The sequence below is a fragment of the Actibacterium sp. 188UL27-1 genome, assembly GCF_016901225.1.
Lineage (GTDB): Bacteria > Pseudomonadota > Alphaproteobacteria > Rhodobacterales > Rhodobacteraceae > 188UL27-1.
On sequence record NZ_JAFEUL010000018.1, the window covers coordinates 70259 to 87653 of the forward strand.

The 17395-nt window shown below is 56.5% G+C and carries 19 protein-coding genes and 1 tRNA gene; 9 read left to right on the forward strand and 11 right to left on the reverse strand.

The window, feature by feature from the left end:
* Positions 1 to 34 precede the first annotated feature (34 nt).
* The 3 genes from IU397_RS18715 to IU397_RS18725 all read left to right on the forward strand — a co-directional run bounded on the left by IU397_RS18715 (position 35) and on the right by IU397_RS18725 (position 3254).
* The gene (locus IU397_RS18715; RefSeq protein WP_204416700.1) at positions 35 to 715 is read left to right on the forward strand and encodes an orotate phosphoribosyltransferase; all 681 of its coding nucleotides are present in this window, start codon (positions 35 to 37) and stop codon (positions 713 to 715) included.
* A 271-nt stretch (positions 716 to 986) separates the two neighbouring features.
* Positions 987 to 2486 (forward strand): replicative DNA helicase, encoded by a 1500-nt coding sequence (locus IU397_RS18720; protein ID WP_204416702.1) that lies wholly within the window; start codon positions 987 to 989, stop codon positions 2484 to 2486.
* Positions 2487 to 2675: 189 nt separating this feature from the next.
* Positions 2676 to 3254: a hypothetical protein gene (locus tag IU397_RS18725; protein WP_204416704.1), complete on the forward strand. Its 579-nt coding sequence runs from the start codon at positions 2676 to 2678 to the stop codon at positions 3252 to 3254.
* A 41-nt stretch (positions 3255 to 3295) separates the two neighbouring features.
* Here the strand turns inward: IU397_RS18725 and IU397_RS18730 are convergent, their stop codons facing one another.
* The 4 genes from IU397_RS18730 to IU397_RS18745 all read right to left on the reverse strand — a co-directional run bounded on the left by IU397_RS18730 (position 3296) and on the right by IU397_RS18745 (position 6905).
* Positions 3296 to 4102 carry a hypothetical protein gene (locus tag IU397_RS18730; protein WP_204416706.1) on the reverse strand — a complete coding sequence of 269 codons (807 nt, stop codon included), beginning with the start codon at positions 4100 to 4102 and terminating at the stop codon, positions 3296 to 3298.
* A gap of 2 nt (positions 4103 to 4104) precedes the next feature.
* Positions 4105 to 5829, reverse strand: coding sequence for a hypothetical protein (locus IU397_RS18735; RefSeq protein ID WP_204416708.1), 1725 nt, complete (start codon positions 5827 to 5829; stop codon positions 4105 to 4107).
* A 2-nt stretch (positions 5830 to 5831) separates the two neighbouring features.
* Complete coding sequence (locus IU397_RS18740; protein ID WP_204416710.1) at positions 5832 to 6200, reverse strand: hypothetical protein; 369 nt, start codon at positions 6198 to 6200, stop codon at positions 5832 to 5834.
* A gap of 120 nt (positions 6201 to 6320) precedes the next feature.
* On the reverse strand, positions 6321 to 6905 hold the full coding sequence (locus IU397_RS18745; protein ID WP_204416712.1) for a lytic transglycosylase domain-containing protein: 585 nt from the start codon (positions 6903 to 6905) through the stop codon (positions 6321 to 6323).
* 171 nt (positions 6906 to 7076) lie between these two features.
* Between IU397_RS18745 and ssb the strand changes: the two genes are divergently transcribed.
* A complete protein-coding gene (gene ssb, locus IU397_RS18750) occupies positions 7077 to 7580 on the forward strand; it encodes a single-stranded DNA-binding protein (RefSeq protein ID WP_204416714.1) in 504 nt (167 codons plus the stop codon).
* Positions 7581 to 7785: 205 nt separating this feature from the next.
* The gene (locus IU397_RS18755; protein WP_370541729.1) at positions 7786 to 8115 is read left to right on the forward strand and encodes a GNAT family N-acetyltransferase; all 330 of its coding nucleotides are present in this window, start codon (positions 7786 to 7788) and stop codon (positions 8113 to 8115) included.
* 96 nt (positions 8116 to 8211) lie between these two features.
* On the opposite strand, the gene IU397_RS18760 is transcribed toward IU397_RS18755, so the two are convergent.
* Positions 8212 to 8658, reverse strand: a complete 447-nt coding sequence (locus tag IU397_RS18760; protein WP_204416718.1) for a MarR family winged helix-turn-helix transcriptional regulator — start codon at positions 8656 to 8658, stop codon at positions 8212 to 8214.
* Complete coding sequence (locus IU397_RS18765; RefSeq protein WP_204416720.1) at positions 8658 to 8951, reverse strand: putative quinol monooxygenase; 294 nt, start codon at positions 8949 to 8951, stop codon at positions 8658 to 8660. Before IU397_RS18765 ends, IU397_RS18760 begins: the two co-directional genes overlap by 1 nt.
* A gap of 156 nt (positions 8952 to 9107) precedes the next feature.
* On the opposite strand from IU397_RS18765, the gene IU397_RS18770 reads away from it, so the two are divergent.
* Positions 9108 to 10298 carry an LLM class flavin-dependent oxidoreductase gene (locus IU397_RS18770; protein ID WP_204416722.1) on the forward strand — a complete coding sequence of 397 codons (1191 nt, stop codon included), beginning with the start codon at positions 9108 to 9110 and terminating at the stop codon, positions 10296 to 10298.
* A 613-nt stretch (positions 10299 to 10911) separates the two neighbouring features.
* Here the strand turns inward: IU397_RS18770 and IU397_RS18775 are convergent.
* The 5 genes from IU397_RS18775 to lipA form a co-directional block, all read right to left on the reverse strand.
* Positions 10912 to 10987, reverse strand: a tRNA-Val gene (locus tag IU397_RS18775).
* Between the two features lie 41 nt (positions 10988 to 11028).
* Positions 11029 to 11604 carry a histidine phosphatase family protein gene (locus IU397_RS18780; protein ID WP_204416724.1) on the reverse strand — a complete coding sequence of 192 codons (576 nt, stop codon included), beginning with the start codon at positions 11602 to 11604 and terminating at the stop codon, positions 11029 to 11031.
* Between the two features lie 104 nt (positions 11605 to 11708).
* Positions 11709 to 12509, reverse strand: a complete 801-nt coding sequence (locus tag IU397_RS18785) for a capsular polysaccharide synthesis protein (RefSeq protein WP_204416726.1) — start codon at positions 12507 to 12509, stop codon at positions 11709 to 11711.
* A gap of 140 nt (positions 12510 to 12649) precedes the next feature.
* Positions 12650 to 13456, reverse strand: coding sequence for a capsular polysaccharide synthesis protein (locus IU397_RS18790; protein WP_204416728.1), 807 nt, complete (start codon positions 13454 to 13456; stop codon positions 12650 to 12652).
* Between the two features lie 135 nt (positions 13457 to 13591).
* The gene (gene lipA / locus IU397_RS18795) at positions 13592 to 14545 is read right to left on the reverse strand and encodes a lipoyl synthase (RefSeq protein WP_204416730.1); all 954 of its coding nucleotides are present in this window, start codon (positions 14543 to 14545) and stop codon (positions 13592 to 13594) included.
* Between the two features lie 225 nt (positions 14546 to 14770).
* Between lipA and IU397_RS18800 the strand changes: the two genes are divergently transcribed.
* The 3 genes from IU397_RS18800 to IU397_RS24000 all read left to right on the forward strand — a co-directional run bounded on the left by IU397_RS18800 (position 14771) and on the right by IU397_RS24000 (position 17071).
* On the forward strand, positions 14771 to 15082 hold the full coding sequence (locus tag IU397_RS18800; protein ID WP_204416732.1) for a hypothetical protein: 312 nt from the start codon (positions 14771 to 14773) through the stop codon (positions 15080 to 15082).
* A gap of 104 nt (positions 15083 to 15186) precedes the next feature.
* Positions 15187 to 16821: a methyl-accepting chemotaxis protein gene (locus IU397_RS18805; protein WP_204416734.1), complete on the forward strand. Its 1635-nt coding sequence runs from the start codon at positions 15187 to 15189 to the stop codon at positions 16819 to 16821.
* Positions 16822 to 16981: 160 nt separating this feature from the next.
* Positions 16982 to 17071 (forward strand): helix-turn-helix domain-containing protein, encoded by a 90-nt coding sequence (locus IU397_RS24000; protein ID WP_370541727.1) that lies wholly within the window; start codon positions 16982 to 16984, stop codon positions 17069 to 17071.
* Positions 17072 to 17395 lie beyond the last annotated feature (324 nt).

The following is a 17395-nucleotide window of genomic DNA, read 5'->3' on the forward strand; positions in this document are numbered from 1 at the left end:
CTGGCCTCCTGTACCCGGCCTGAACAGGATGCCCATGATCCCCACCAGCTACCCGACCGCCGACACTATCGCCCAGCTCACCGCACAGATGCTGTTAGAGGTCGAGGCGGTGCATTTCAACGCGACCGAGCCCTACACCCTCTCGTCCGGTCTGCCATCGCCCACATATATCGATTGCCGCAAGTTGATCTCCTTCCCACGCATCCGCACGACGCTCATGGATTTCCTGGCGGTCACAGTGATGCGGAATGCCGGGTTTGAAGCCTTTACCAATATCGCGGGTGGGGAGACGGCGGGCATTCCCTTTGGCGCCATGGTGGCCGAACGCATGGCACTTCCCATGACCTATATCCGCAAGAAACCCAAAGGCTACGGTCGCAATGCGCGGATCGAAGGGGTGATGACAGCGCAGGATCGCGTTTTGTTGATTGAAGATCTGACAACCGATGGTGGCAGCAAGCTCAGCTTCATCGATGCCATCCGGGAAACCGGCGCCACCTGCGCACATACTGCCGTGATCTTCTCCTACGGTATCTTCCCGGACATGGACAAAACATTGGGTGATTACGGCGTCACACTTCACAGCTTGTGTACCTGGCACGACGTGTTGGCAGAGGCTCAGCGCACAAACGCCTTTGATGCTCAGACTTTGACGGCGGTCGGGGCCTTCCTCAAAGACCCGCGCAGTTGGCAGGACGCGCACAAATCCGTCTAAGGCGGGCGCCCATATCCAAGGTCGTACAAAGGATCGATTCTACACCTCGCCACGCCAATGAGCCGTTTTTCGATCTGCATCTATGGTCTGAGACAAATAAAAGATTAGTCCGTGACCTTTCGGAATGCTCACATTATGCTGTGGCGCAAGACCTGATAGCCACATCATATGGCAGAAAAAAACGCTCACAGGCTATCCACAGGCTTATACATTTTGCCTGTGCCGGGCGGGATTGGCTAAGGGTGCCGTCCAAATACCAAGGGGCGCAGGTATGAACGAGATCGCACCATTTGCGGCAGACCAACACGGCGATACGCAGCAGGACAGTGAAGCGCTGCCTCACAACATCGAGGCCGAACAGCAATTGCTGGGCGCGGTCCTGACAAATAATGACATCTATGACCGTGTCGCATCGGTCGTTACGCCACAGCATTTTTATGACCCCGTTCATGCGCGCATTTTCGAAGTGGCGAGCGCACGGATCGCCAAGAACCTACAAGCAACCCCCGTCACCCTGAAGGCATTTCTGGAAGACGAGCCAGGCCTCAAGGAGCTGGGCGGGCCGGGCTATCTGGCCAAGCTGGCCGGTGCCGCCATTGCCAGCTTTGCCGCGCGCGATTACGCTCAGATTATCTATGACCTTGCGATCCGCCGGGAGTTAATGGCGCTGGGGCGCGACATTTCGGCCAAGGCGGCAGCCGTCGATGTGGCCTCAGAACCCAGGGAACAGATCGTCGAGGCCGAACAACAGCTTTATAAGTTAGGCGAAGAGGGCAAATCCGACAGCGGCTTTCAGTCTTTCCTCAAGGCGGTCACCGATGCGGTGAATGTCGCAAACGCCGCGTACCAGCGCGAAGGTGGTCTGGCCGGTGTCTCAACCGGGTTGATCGATATGGACAAGAAACTGGGCGGGCTGCACCGCTCTGACCTATTGATCCTGGCCGGGCGTCCGTCGATGGGAAAGACCTCGCTCGCCACCAATATCGCGTTCAACATCGCCAAGGCCTATAAACGCGGGGCCCTGTCGGATGGCAGCGAAGGGGCGGTTGATGGGGGCGTCGTCGGGTTCTACTCGCTTGAAATGAGCGCTGAGCAACTGGCAGCACGGATCCTTTCCGAGGCCTCCGAAGTACCCAGCGAACAGATCCGCCGCGGCGACATGACCGAGGCCGAGTTTCGCCGTTTTGTCGAAGCCGCCAAGTCCTTGGAAGCCTGTCCGCTTTACATCGACGACACGCCTGCCCTGCCGATCAGCCAGTTGGCCGCCCGCGCCCGCCGCCTGAAACGCACCCACGGGCTGGATGTGCTGATCGTGGACTACTTGCAACTGGTTCGCCCGGCCACGGCCAAGGATAGCCGTGTCAATGAAGTATCCGAAATCACCCAAGGCCTGAAAGCCATCGCCAAGGAATTGGATATCCCTGTCGTGGCGCTGTCCCAGTTGTCACGCCAGGTGGAAAGCCGTGAGGACAAGCGTCCCCAACTATCGGATCTGCGGGAATCAGGATCGATCGAGCAAGACGCCGATGTGGTGATGTTCGTCTTCCGCGAGGAATATTACAAAGAGCGCGAAAAACCCGGCGACCACGACCTGGATGCCATGGCCAAGTGGCAAGAAGAGATGGAGGCGCTGCATGGCAAAGCCGAGATCGTGATCGGCAAGCAGCGACACGGCCCCATCGGCACGGTAGAGTTGAGTTTTGAGGGTCGCTTCACTCGCTTTGGCAACCTCGTCAAACCATGGCAACAGGGTCAAGATTCCGGCTTTTGAGTATGTTCTCGAATTAGCGACAATCTGTTAATTTTGGCAGGTTCTGGTGCTGGTCTGGAACGCTAAATTTCTGGCATCGAGGCTCGCCAACCCGATGTATGAATTACAAAGATTTCAAGAGTTGTCGGGCCCAAAATACCTTGCTAGCGGACGATCATTATCAATTCCGCACAAAGAGGTTATTCACCCATGACATATACGGTTATCGTAAAACGCTATGCGCCGTTCACCACATTTGGTGGCGGCTATCATGGTGACGGACGCAACTCTGCCAAACTTGCTGGATCGGCCCGAACCTGGGGTTTCATCACGTTCGATCTGGAAACCGGCGTGATCAAGAAATCAGCACTGTCGAGCCCGACGTGGAAGACCGCAAAACCCGAAGAGAAAAAGACCCAGACCCCACGGATCACTGTCACGACGCGCAGCTTTCAGGCCGGGAAGGAACTGAACTTCACCGCCCATACCGAGGGATCGAACCCGATGGTCAAAGGATCCCCAGACATCGATACATTCATCGACATCCGGTACCGATCCGGCAAGATTGATGGCTGTCTGCGTGGCGATGATTTTCCCAATGCCGAGGTCTTTCTGGTGCAGGGCGAATTGACGGCCAGTCAACAAAAGACGTCACCGGCTTGCATCGACGCACAGGAGCTGTGCCATTTCCAAACCAAATGGGGACCGAACCGTGGACCCTTCACGCGCTTGTTCGGTGCCCATGCAAAACAGTTTCTGAAAGCATTCAACGCCGATATCTGTATCTGATTGCGCGGCCCTGCCTTGGCCTGCCGGGGCGTGGGCCAAGGTCAGGTCATGAAGCGAAGCTGACCCTCATGAAAACCGATAAGGCCTGGCAGCGCGACATAGCTGGGCCGTTCTTCGGGATCAGCGGCGGGGATCCAGTCGGACCGGATCGCAGGCAAGCCGTCTGGCCCCAAGGGTTGGATTAGGCGCCCATTGGCAGCCGGTCTATAGTCGATCTGGATCGGGTCGAAAGGCAGGACCGACCAACTCTCTGCGTCGGTATCTGCGAGCCAAGCCAGGGTCATGTTCGCCAGCCCTTCCACATCCAGAACCGGATAGGCAGAAGCCTTGTCCCGGATCGCCGGTTCAAAAAGCGGCAGCAGGCTTTCCATATCGCGGGCCGCAAATCGCTGGATCACGTGGGACATGAAGCCATCCAGCGCACCGCGCGAGGCGACCAGATCAATCGGCGGCGCCTTCGCCCAGGCCCAATCCCCACCCCAGGAAGAGACAAAGCCCGTCTCCATCTTCAACATCGGCGGAGTATCTTCATCAAACACCGGATCGAACCGGGCATATTCGATCCCGCTTTCGTCGGACAGGGTCTCACCCTCGCGGAAGTCGGCAATGCGCGCCTCTGCCAGGGCCATCGGTGCATATCGCCCCGGACCGGTGCCATCGCCCGGCGCACGGCAAACCAATGCCGCCGCGTTTTGACCCTTTAGGATGTATTGGCGCAGGGGTTGTGCCCCGTTGATCATAAGATCCTCGGCATGGGCCATGACGGGGATGTCATTGATCCGCAATTCGCAGGCCACAGCACGCGAGAAAAGTGTACCATATCGGACGACTTCGGGGTCGAATGTCATCTTCATTTCGCCTTGCTGGTCAAAAGATCGGCTTCCCATATGGGGGTCGTCTTTTTTGGATATTTGAACAGCTCTTCCTTGATCTTGCCACCGACCGGCGGGTCAAGTTCAACGGTCACCGCAATGGGTTTAAAGCCCAACTTGCCCTTCAATTCCGGCGTGGCCTTGATGCCGCCTTTGAACGTGAATTCACCTTCGATCCCGGTTGAGATCTCGCAGGACGCGCTGACACCACAACCATTGATCATGGCCTTGGCTTCCGCCTTGATCTTGGGAACAGATGCGACGGCGGCTTTGGCTTCAAAGCTTTCCTTTTGCGACTGGCGCAGCTGCAGCGTCATGTCGGCCGTGAAATCGATGGACATCTTCACAACAAAGATCAGTTCCACCAAGGGCGGTTTCCACAGCGGATTGGCAACCACCCATTCGATCCCAAAGCCGATCGAGATCTCGATCTTGACCAGCGTACATTTGATATCGAAGTTAAAGCGCCGGTCGATGAGCCACAGACGATCATGGTCCGCGTCATCCTTGGGTGCCAGCTTCCATCCGGCGATGAACGTGCCCTGGATCACGCTGACGGATGCATCCGCCTGCCAACCGATCTTTGGAACCGAATCCTTGAAGGCCCCGATGAAAGACTGGATCGTCTGTGGCAGGGTCAGCAACGCTTTCAGATACTTGGCCCCGTTGGCAACATCCTTGCCATTATGGGTCAGGGTCACGCCGGTTGGCTTGATGTCCTGCGCTTCGATCTTGACACCATGGTCGGTACCGGTGACCTCAACCTTTCGGCGATACCGGAAGCCGCTGCCAATGATCATCGTGCCTTTTTCGGTTTCATCGACGCGGGCAAAACCCTCGGTGCCAGAGCTATGGGCCGTGGTGACAACCATCCCGCGTCCATGGGACCGGGTCGTCGAATAATCCCACTTGTCGGTGCCGTTATAGCGGCTTTGGGAATGGCTGGCGCTGCTTCCAGTCTGTTGCCGACCGAAATCATTACTGGACGTTTCAGAGCGAGTCGCCGTGGTCGTGCGTCGTGTCACATCGTAGTGCTTGCTGCGATGGGCCGATTTACCCTTCAACGCAGGCAACACAATCGACAATTCCACATCGCTTTTGCGGTAGGCCTCCACCCGACCAGTGACAAGTGCCGGCGCGCTCTCGGTTTTATCAAGCGGGATGCCACAGCTTGCGACATTCACGTAATACGTGCTGCAACCCCGCTTTCCAAATGGCCAATAAGTATCGAAAAAGCTATCCGCCGCGCCACTCGTCCCCTTGGACCGCACAGTTGTTTCAAAGGTCGTGGGTTCGCACCACGACACCGGGTTGGTCAGATCTCCACCCGACCATTGCAGCGACGGGTGATCCGATTTCGGACAAATCGGTGTGGTCACCGCATTCACATACAGATCAAGCGGTTTGCCCCCGGCCCTTGGCGTCTTCTCATCGGCAATGACCTGCAAAACCAGGTCAGCACCGCCTAGGATCTTCCTCTGCTCAGATGCGATCCGTTCATGGCGCTTCGCATGTTCCCACGTCACGGATTGGCGACCGGTTTTGGACCCGATTTCCACCTTTTCGGTGTAGCAAGGATCGATGTTGGGCGCGCTGGTTCCGCCGGCAAGGGGGCAGCTTTCGACAACAGATGTTCCGCCGCTATCGGTCTCAAAGCCCGCGGCATCCGCGCTGTCACAGGTCTCCTTATAGGGATCCGGCATGCCTACGCTTTCTGACCGGCGCGGGTTTGTGCGGCTTGCCAGCATCTGTTGAACCACGCCCGCAATTTGCTGTCGGCATCAACCTTGTCGTCCGTGAGCAGGACCTGATTTTGCGGCTCGTCCATGAAATCCGGCCAGGCCAGGCGCAACAGGATTGTGCCTCGACAAAAGATGGCGTGATCGCGGGCACTTCGCATCCCGTAAAGGTTGGCCTTGTCCACGATTTGTTCAAGCATATCAATGCGTCGTGGCGGCTCTAACAGCGACCATGCACTGTCTTGAACCAAAAGCCAGTCGTCAATACGTTCGATGAGGGTCGCGCGTTTATGGCGCTTTTGCCCAGCAAACTGGGTGTCTGAGATTTCGATCATGTAAAATAGCTTTGCTCAAGTATGGGCAAAACTTAGCGACCTACGGCACGCAACTCAAGTCCGCTTCGTTCAGGCGGGAGTGTTTATCGGATCATGCCGGTTCATCACCGACGGTTCGGATCACCCACCCAGGATCTTGCGCACATACCGCTTGGTTTCGCGGTAAGGCGGGATACCACCATGCTTATCAACAGCCCCAGGCCCGGCATTATACGCAGCCAGCGCGAGGCGCCAGCTGTTGTAACGATCATACATTTGGCGCAGATACCGTGCGCCACCTTCCAAGTTCTGGCGTGGATCATGCGGATCGACACGTAAAGTGGCCGCTGTGCCCGGCATCAGTTGCGCCAATCCGATGGCCCCCTTGTGGGAGCGCGCCTTGACTTTCCAGTTACTCTCTTGCTGGACCAGGCGCAGAAATAAATCCTCCGGCACGTTGGCTTGCCGAGCTGCAGCACGCGCCATGGTCAGATAAGGACCGTTATACCGTCCCTTGTACCGGGGGGATGAAAATTTGGATGGCGTCACCACCGACGGGGGCTGTAACCGGACCGAGTTTGCATATTGCTTTGACGCGCGATTATCCAACAGGCGGGTTTGGGAGCTGAAAAGCTTACTGCGGGACTTTGAAGAGAACGTCTCGGCACCGGCCAAACCGGGCATCACAAGCGCCGTCACCAGCGCCAATACCGTTGTCCTGATCATCACACATGTCCCAGCGTCGGTGTAATTCTTCGGCGAGACTATACAAAATTCGAGACAAAGCACCAGCCTTTCGACGCGATCTCGTGCTGGAAACCGGATGTTAACCATAAAGGCATTGGTGTAACTTCGGCAAAATGCCGGGAATCGGCGATAACGGACAGGAGATGGCGGATGGCGGGCTCGGTAAACAAGGTCATTCTGATCGGAAATCTGGGGCGCGATCCCGAGGTGCGGAGTTTTCAGAACGGCGGCAAGGTTTGCAACCTGCGCATCGCAACCTCTGAAAATTGGAAGGACCGCAATACCGGTGAGCGGCGAGAGCGGACCGAGTGGCACTCTGTGGCGATCTTCTCCGAACCCCTGGCCCGCGTGGCCGAGCAATATCTGCGCAAGGGCTCCAAGGTTTATCTGGAAGGCCAGCTTGAAACCCGCAAGTGGCAGGATCAATCCGGTCAAGACCGCTATTCGACCGAGGTCGTGCTGCGACCCTACACCTCTACCCTGACCATGCTAGATGGCCGTGACGGCGGTGGCAGCGGTGGTGGCAGCTATGGCGGTGGCGGGGGTCAGATCGATGATCGCTCCGGCGGCTATGACAGCGGCCCATCCTATGGCGGCGGCAGTGGCGGCGGTGCCCCCGCCAATTCAGATCTGGACGACGAAATCCCGTTCTAGAGTCTCCATGGGATTAAATTGGTGCTAACATCCCTCGGCCTGACCAGCGACCTCATGGTCATGCGAAGGATCAGCACCATCGACGCACATGAAGATCGGGTCACTCTGCGTACATCCTCCGAGCCCCTTTATCGCTATGGCAACCTGCTGATTTTTTGAACCGATCAGGTGACGCCCGAGGCACAGATCGCCCAGTTTCTGGCAGATCTGCCCGAGGCGCCACCAGATCGATCAAGGGATGGGATGCTGGCTGGGTGCCTTTGACCGGGATCTGCTGGTCGGTGATCTCGGCATCTTTGCTGATGGCCATGTCGGCCGATATCAATCGGTGGAAACGCGCCCCAGTCATCGGGGCCTCGGGATCTGCCCCGCTCTACTGACAACTGGCGCGCGGTGGGTCGCCCATCACAGCCCCAACGCGACCCGTCTAATTGAGACGGATCAGCATGAAGTGGCGGGCCAAATTTATCGCCGCTGCGGCTTTGTCCATACCGAGACGCTGATTTCGGCCTGCCGCAAGCCACTCGACGCCTGATCGTCAAAGGCCGGTCATGCAGACGAAGGGCGCGGGACAAAAGCTTTTTTCGAAACGCCGGGTATCAACGGCGATACCGCCCTGGCGGATCCGGCACTAGTCAGGTGCGCGACCAGACATAAACTCCGAGATCAGCGCGTAGTAATCGGGCAAAAGCTGTTGCAGTCGCGCATGTCCAGCCGTGGTGATCGTGATCAGCTTTTGCCGTTTGTCGTCTTTATGTCCGGTCGCTTCGACCAGCCCGGCCTTGATCAGGCTTTGGACCGTGCGTGTGGTAACGGGGCGAGATACATCGAGCCGAGCCGCGATCTCGGTCATGTAAAGGCTGTCACGTTCGGGCTCCCGGTCAATTACGATCAAGACTAGGAATCGAAGCTGTGAAAAGCCCCCCGCAGCAAAGAAGCCATCGATGCGCCGAACCAAGAGACTGGCGTCCCGCATCATGACCAACGCGCGTTCAATTGTATCGGCATCCGCCTGGGGGTATCGCGCAGTATAACCCTCGATCATGCGTTTTGCCGGAAGTTCCTTAAGAAAGAACATCAGGCGATTTTGGTGAATTTCTTGATGTCCACAGGCGCGGCCAGCCACTCCTGATACTGCGCAAAGACCTCTGCCGTGTAGGGCATCTGATAGTGCTGGTCCAAGGCGGCCTGATCCACCCACTCCTCATACAGATGCAAACACCCGGCATCAGCGCTTTCGTGCAGTACGAAATCAAGGCATCCCGGCTCGGCCCGTGTCGCCGGGATGATGCGTTCTATGGCTTGGCGTGCCTCCGCCATATGGACCGGTTTCGGTGTAATCGTCGCAAACAGAAATAGGTGATGTGACATTGCAGCCTCCATATTGTTACCATGGTAATAATATGGAGGCTGCAACTGCTCTGCAAGGCGCATAACAAAGAACCATTTGGTTTGCGGCTTTGATTGGGCCTAACCTACCCCAACGTCACCCGCACAACGCGAGGACGTGACATGGGAGGAGAAAGCATGACCGACCGTATGCGTTTCGGTATTTTCCTGGCGCCGTTCCACAAGCCCGGTATCAACCCTACCCTTGCCCTGGAACAGGATCTGGAACTTGTCCAATGGCTCGACCGCTGCGATTATGACGAGGTTTGGTTCGGCGAACACCATTCCGCCGGCTCGGAAATTTCCGCCAGCCCCGAGATCATGATCGCCAGCGCAGCGCAGCGCACGCGCCGGATCAAACTGGGCACTGGGGTGGTTTCCGTCAGCTACCATAACCCCCTCTGGGTCGCCGAAAAGATTGTGCAATTGGATCATCTGACCCGGGGTCGTGCGATGCTTGGCCTTGGCCCGGGATCCCTGCCCACGGATGCCGCGATGATCGGCCTGTCCCAAAAGGACACACGCGGGCTGTTGGCTGACGGGTTGGATATTATCACGCGACTGCTGCGATCCGATGAACCCATCAATTTCGAAAATGACCGCTGGGTTCTAAAGGATGCACGTTTGCACCTGCGCCCCTATTCCAACCTCGATCTGGCAACCGCCGCTGTTGCCTCTCCCACCGGGCCGAAGCTGGCTGGCAAATACGGTACTGGATTGATCTCCATTGGCGCGACAACGGCAGCCGGATTCGACGCGCTCGCACTACATTGGGACGTGATCGAGGAAGAAGCCAAGCACCACAACCAACGGGTGGACCGATCAAAATGGCGCCTTGTCGGCCTGTGCCATATTGCTGAAACCGCCGAACAAGCGCGCCGTGATGTCGAATACGGGATCGAACACTGGTTCAACTATTTCCAGGAGATCGCCGCGTTCCCGCAAATGTCGATGCCTGGCCAGAACGCTAAGGAGATGATCGACTTTATCAACGATTCAGGCTTCGGCACCATTGGCACCCCGGACATGTGCCGCGCTCAGATCAATCGGCTTTGGACCCAATCCAATGGCGGTTTTGGAGCCTATCTGATGCTCGCCCACAACTGGGCCAATTTCGACGCGACCCGGCGCAGTTACGAATTGATCGCACGCGAGGTTTTCCCGCACTTTCAAGGCCAGTACATGTCGACAATGAATGCGGCCCTGCGTGCCCAGAAAATGCGCCCGGAACTGGCAGAGATTCATGCAAAAGCGGTTGAAACCGCGCAGGAAAGCTATGCCGCCGAGAAGGCTGGACGCGATCACCTGCTCAACGAACCTGCCGAATAGCAACGATCCCAAAGTAGGCCGGTTCACTGTCCGCAGCCGGCCTGCATACCGCAATCCGGCGCGTTTTCGCAAAACCACAACGAATTTTCGATGGACAGGCCCAGGGGTGGTTGATGACCTAAGGTAAATTTGTTACTGATCTCATACGACGACAACTGAAACGAGACCACTTCATGATGATCCTATCGTATATCCAAGATTTTGGCTGGTCCCCCAGCTAGGCGCGGTATGGAACTGAACTCCGAAGCCGCTCCTTGAAGCGGCTTTTTTGTGTCTTCGTCTAATTTTGCTGACTTCAAGCGGCGGCTTTCCCAACTAGAGGAAAGCAAAGATGTCTATCATTACATTCGCTGACAAAGGTCGCGGGCGTGGATGGGTCAGGCCCTGGGTGAAACCGGCCAAGCCTTGGAAACCGCCAAAAGGGAAACGGCCGAATAACCAGATACCCAGTTCAGATCATCTGCGGCGCGATATCGGTTTGCCACCCCATGTGAAACCGCCATCCCCGGCTCCACCCCGGCCGCATTGCTTCTGACCACCAATCCACCCCCCCGCCTCGCGTCAGAGTGAGGCGGGCCTCTCACTTGATCATCTGTTGGGAAGGCGGTGGAGGTGGTGGGTGATGAGGGACTCGAACCCCCGACATCTTCGGTGTAAACGAAGCGCTCTACCAACTGAGCTAATCACCCGTTGATGTGGAAGTAGCCGCCCGCCTTGATGCGCGCAACCCTTACGGCGCGTAGATTTCATGCCTACCGTTGAACAGATGGAACACGACACCCTGCCCGCCCGGTAATTCTGCCACCTGATCCAGCCTTCGCCCGGTCGCAGCCGTGCGCAGAAAGCGGGAGGTGATGCCATGGGTGATGATCACCGTGGGCATGGTCAACTCATCGAGAACGGTGGTTACCCTCTGCCATAGTGCCTTAAACGACTCACCCCCTGGGGCCCGGGCGTAGAAATCGAGGAAATGATCATCCTCCGGGGCTGGCCAACCCGCTGTAATCTCGGCCCGGGTCAGACCAGTCCACGCGCCAACTTCAATCTCGCGCAAATCTGGCGAAGAGCTGACACCTGCCCCAAGGTGCTGTGCCGCGATCAGTGCCGTCGCCATGGCTCGCCCCTGCGGCGACGACAGGACCTGATGCGTGGCTCCCGTGACGCCGCGACGGGCCAGCAGTGCTCCCATCTGATCTGCCTGTACCCGTCCTTTGACCGTCAAGGGGCTGTCGAGGCTGCCCTGCATGCGACCTTGGCAATTCCATTCGGTTTCGCCATGGCGCAGAACATAAATTTCGGGCAGCATTCCGGTCTCCGATGACAGCAGATTCCTGATGTAGAAACAAGACAGGTTCGGTGGCAACCGCCTTTGATCCGCCGAAGATGCAAACACGGTTGCCTGGCATGCATTCACTTGCTGCGGGCCAGTTCCTCTGCTTTTTCGACCACCCGAATGCAGGCGGGCTGTCGGCGATCCAACTTATAGATCGGGCTTACCCCCAGCAGGCTATCCAATTGCGCGTCGAATTCACCTTCGGTTCGGGATGCGCGACATGCATGACCGGCGACCAGACTTGGCAGCGCCGATACTTTTGGAACCTTCTCCCAGGCCGTGGCAAAATCAGCATCATTTTTCAGCAGATAATCGAACTGATAATGCATCATGAAGTAGGGATAGTATTTTGCTTTGCGTCCGGGCCCTGGCCGCACGAACCAAAACCTGTCTTTCTTAACCCTTTGGGCCGCACTGAACGCAGTGATCGAGCGATGAGGCGGCAACGGTGTCCGCTGATGACGGAACAACTCAATATATTGCTCTTTCCACGTGCGGATCAGGATATGATCCGGCTCAGACACCAAGAACCAAGAAGAGATTGGACGATCGGGGCCCGGCCGGGCGAACCCGAAGAAACCAGACTGGTCCAATTTTCCCGTCAGCCATTCATCCAATGGACCAAAAGGCACCAGGGTCGCATCGATCCAGCATCCGCCATGTCGCGTCAGCAGATCAAGCCGCAACAGGTCTGAATTGACCGTTGCATTATGAGCGTATGGATCAAGGCCCAGATCGGAAAGACGATCCTCCATCTCCGCGCGCTCAACAATATGTAAAGAGATGTCCGGATTCAAGTCGTCCCATAACGTGAAACATCGTTGGACCATGTCTGGCGCACTGGCACGCCCGTTGTCCCACATTGACCAGATTTTCATAAGACCGCTCTCTAGACCATTGTAGCCCCCAAGCTGATGTATAAATTTCTGCAAGCGATTAAAGGTTAATAGCAGGCGGAAAATTCAAAATTCATCTAATTTTTACAAATAGTTACATGACAGGTCGACCAGTTAGACACTCACCCACCGTTGCTAAGACACCGCTCTTCTGCATACTCGACGATGCGCAGACATTCAGGGCGGCGTCTGTCTACTTTATGAACCGGACTGGCATCCAACAACTCGGGAAGCTGTTGTTCAAACTCTTCCACGGTTTGGCAAGTTCGACACACATGGATGGTCAGCAGACTCGGCAAGGCGGAAACCTTTGGCGTGGCCTCCCAAGCGTTTGCAAAATCAGTATCCGACTGCAGTAACTGGTCAAATTGATAGTGCATCATGAAGTAGGGGTAATACTTGGCCAATCGTCCCGGCCCGGGACGTACAAACCACAATCGGTCAGTCTTGGCCTTGCGCGCTGCGCGAAATGCCTTGAATGATCGATAGGGCGGCAGTTGCTGGCGGTTGTGCCGAAAAAGCGCAGCATAGCGGTCAAGCCAGGTTTGCGCGATGACATGGCCCGGAGGTGATGCCAGAAACCAATTGGCCACGGGGCGATCATCGCCCGGGCGACTAAAGGCAAAAAACCCGTTGGTATCCAGTTGGCCCGTGAACCAGTCATCAAGCGGCCGGAACGGCACCAACGTGGCATCCACCCAGCATCCACCCACATCCCGAAGCAAGGCCAAGCGCAAGATATTTGCATTCACGTTAGGCCGGTTGGCATGGGGGTCGATCTGAAGGTCGGCAAGACGGTCTTCCATCTCGGCCCGCTCGATTACGTTTAACTTGTGCGTGGGGTTCAATGTCTCCCACAGTGTGAAACATCGTTGGAGCATGTCTGGCGCGTTGGCGCGCCCCGCATCCCACATCGACCAGATTTTCATGCGTGGTCACTGCCGCTTGTTACGTAACCGTTGATCGGTCTACGCACCAACGCATACACAACCATACCGGGAAGTCGTTACTATAAGATCAGATCCAATGATTTGCGCAACCTTTGACCGATTTGCGCACAACACTCAGCGACCAGCCGTTTTTTCCCGACGCGCAGCCGAAAGGCGCTCAAAATCATCGCCGGCATGGTAGCTGGACCGGGTCAGCGGTGTGGCAGATACCATCAAAAACCCTTTACCCCACGCCGCTTTTTCATAGGCCGCAAATTCATCCGGTGTGACAAACCGGTCAACCCGGTGGTGTTTGGGCGTGGGTTGCAGGTACTGACCAATGGTAAGAAAGTCGATATCGGCTGCCCGCATGTCTTCCATGACCTGCAGAACCGCCTGTTTGTCTTCGCCCAACCCCACCATGATCCCTGATTTTGTGAACGTGGAAGGGTCCAGTTCCTTCACCCGTTGCAACAGGCGCAGCGAATGAAAATACCGCGCACCCGGTCGCACCTCAGGGTAAAGCCCCGGGACAGTTTCAAGGTTATGGTTAAATACATCCGGCTTGGCGGCCACGACCTCCTCCAACGCCTCGGGGGCGCATCGAATGAAATCAGGTGTCAAAATCTCGATCGTCGTGCCGGGGGATTGCCGGCGAATCGCTCGAATGGTCTGGGCGAAATGCGCCGCTCCGCCATCTTCGATATCATCACGGTCGACCGATGTGACGACAACATGGTTCAGGCCAAGTTTCTTGACGGCATCGGCCACGCGCCCCGGTTCAAACACGTCCAAGGCTTCGGGTGGCTTGCCCGTCGCGATATTGCAAAAGGTGCAGGCCCGGGTGCAGACCTCTCCCATGATCATCATTGTCGCGTGGCCTTGGTTCCAGCATTCGCCCACATTAGGGCAACCAGCCTCTTCGCAGACGGTGACAAGCTTGTGTTCGCGCATGATATCGCGGGTTTGCGTGTAACCCTCACCAACCGGCGCCTTGACCCGGATCCAATCCGGCTTTTTCGGTTGAACGTTATCGGGGCGATGCGCCTTTTCCGGATGACGCTCGGCAGGGATTTTCAGATCACGCATGGCTAGGTCCTCTTCGTGTTCCTACAGCTAATGTGCCTCACACGTCCTGTCCAACCAGAGATTGCCGCAGGCCGCTATGCGCAAGATGCAACGGCACTCAATATCCGTTCAAACACCCATGAATTGCTCCAAATATACTGGTTTCGTGGCCGATCATGCGGATCAAGCCCAAATTCTGCTGACTGCTTTACCGGGTGTTAGCAGTCTAGAGCCTAAGCAAGAGCGATGCAGAAGCTTCGTCAAAATATACGCATGTTCACCTTGATTGCTCTTGCGATGCTCGTTGGTCCTGTGGCCGTACTTCTACAATCGGTTGCGCGCGTCGATAAAAGCAGCGGTCCCTATCTGGTGATAGGCCCGCCCTGGGGTGGCTTGGATCAAATCATAGTTGATGCAGGTGGTTTTCCGGTTGGGCTCATGAACCCTCCCCTGGGGCGGCTCGCCGCTGGCAACGACCTGTTCATCGAAAACGTCCTGGCGGGCGGAGCTTGGCTTGTCGGTGATGGTGCGCTCCTCGCTGCCATCTGTGGGGTATGATGATCATGACGTCACATGCTCTTTCAACAGACACACATGCATCAGTTTTAAAGACGGTTGCAGCCTTTCAATGTGGCAGTTGGGCTTTTGTCCCAGTGGTTTGCTTGACCGCATGGCTCGTAGGAAACGATGTTCTGGTCAGCGCCTTAACCGCGGTCTTGTTCGCCGCCATGACAACACTTGGAAGCAGGGTTCAAAGGCCATTTCGCGAGGCTTTGCTCGCTATGGGCCTGGTTGGGCAAGCCATTGCGGTGACCACCGCACTTGCAGGGCATATGTGGCAGATCGACGGTCATATGCTCTTCTTCGCGCTGCTGGCCTGTTGTGTCGCACTGAATGACACTCGCGCATTGGCGATGGCAGCGGGATTGATCGTGGTCCACCACTTTGGCCTTAGTTTGCTGCTGCCCAATTTGGTCTATCCGACCGGTACAGTGCTTGAGAATGTCTTTCGCACCTTGTTTCACGGCGCTGTCGTAGCGTTGGAGTTGGCTGCATTGCTCGTCGTTGTGAAGGTACGGCAAAACCTGCGCAAGAAGGCAACCGACCGCGCAGAGGCGATGGCTGAAAGTCATAAGGCCGCTGAGGACGCGAAAGCGCAGGCAGAACAGGCTGCACAACGCGCCGAGAACGAACGCATCGCGGCACAGCAACTGGCAAATGAAGCAGAGGCCGCAAAGACGGCCCTAGAGCTACAACATCGAAGAACCCAGCGGATAACAGACGAAGCGCGGCAGGCTGCGGAACAGGACGCAGTTGAACGCAATGAATTGCAGGCCGCTCAAGATCTCGTCGTAAACGATTTGCGTTCGGGTTTGGCTCAATTGTCCGAGGGAAATATACGAAACCGGCTCAGTCAGCCCTTCGCATCTCAATATGAAGGCCTGCGCCATGACTATAACACGGCGCTTGCGAAGCTTGAGCGAATGATCAATCACGTCGCTGCAAACACCGACAGCATCTTGTCGGGATCGATAGGCATAACCGATGCAGCCACTGATTTGGCCACCCGAACGGAACGGCAGGCCGCCGCCTTGGAAGAGACCGCCGCGGCTGTTCGGCAATTGGCCCAACTCGTCAGCACGACTGCACTCACCGCGGCCACCGCGGCCACGGCAACGGACGAAGCCCATGACAGCGCACAAAAAAGCAGTCAGGTGGTCGGCAAAGCGGCTGACGCGATTTCGAAGATTGCGACCTCCTCCAATCGCATTGCGCACATAACCGGGGTCATCGACGAAATCGCCTTCCAGACCAATTTATTGGCGCTGAATGCAGGTATCGAAGCGGCCCGTGCTGGCGATGCCGGACGAGGTTTTGCCGTTGTCGCATCAGAAGTACGCAACCTTGCGCAACGGTCCTCAGATGCCGCGCAGGAAATCCGGTCTTTGATTACGGTAAGCGAGGCCGAGGTCAATGAAGGCGTGATCTACGTGACAAAGACAGTTGAAGCACTCAATTCGGTTGCGGCTGCTGTTGCAGGATCCTCTGAGCAGGTCAACGTCATCGCCGAAGCTGCTGCTGAACAAGACGCCTCGGTGTCGGAGATCAACGCAGCGATCGCACAATTGGACAGGGTTACTCAGGAAAACGCAGCAATGTTCGAAGAGACGACATCCGCATGTAACCTTCTGAGTAGCAGCGCTGAAGAGATGCGGGATTTAACCCAGATCTTCCTAGATGAGCGAACCAAGCCAACTTCAACAACGAGAGGTCCTCAACAGCGGGCTATCGGTTGATACATAGAACACACGACTTGGCCTGACATTTTTGGTGATATTGAGCGCGACCAAGGAGTGTCGATCGATGCCAAGTATTCAGGATAAGGTCATCGAACAGAAACCGGCACTACTGGAACTGGCCGGGCGGCTGGGCGGTGTGTCGTAGGCCTGCAAAGTGATGGGATTGTCGCCGGACAGCTTTCACCGGTTCAAGGACCTGTATGATCAGGGTGGCGAAAAGGCTCTCACGGGTCAGAGGGTGTGTTGATAGTGTCCACCGATAACTGTGGATATGTCGAGCGCGGATGTGGCAGGCAACAAAGGCCAGAAGAAGCGTTTCCGGTCGGGTGAGCAGTAACCGTCCGATTTGGACCGCCTTCCGCGCTGATTAATCAGATTGTATAAGACGTCGTTACTAACGTGGTTAACGACATCGTATTGCGATCGTAGATTTTTCGACATGAGTTGGTTGTTGGGGTCGAGCGTCGGCGTTTCTGGCCCGTTGACTTTAAGCTGTTGATTTTACGGGAAGTCGGCGTGGGCGGTACGACCGTGACTGATATTGCCTTGCGTCAAGGCTTAACGCGGCAGC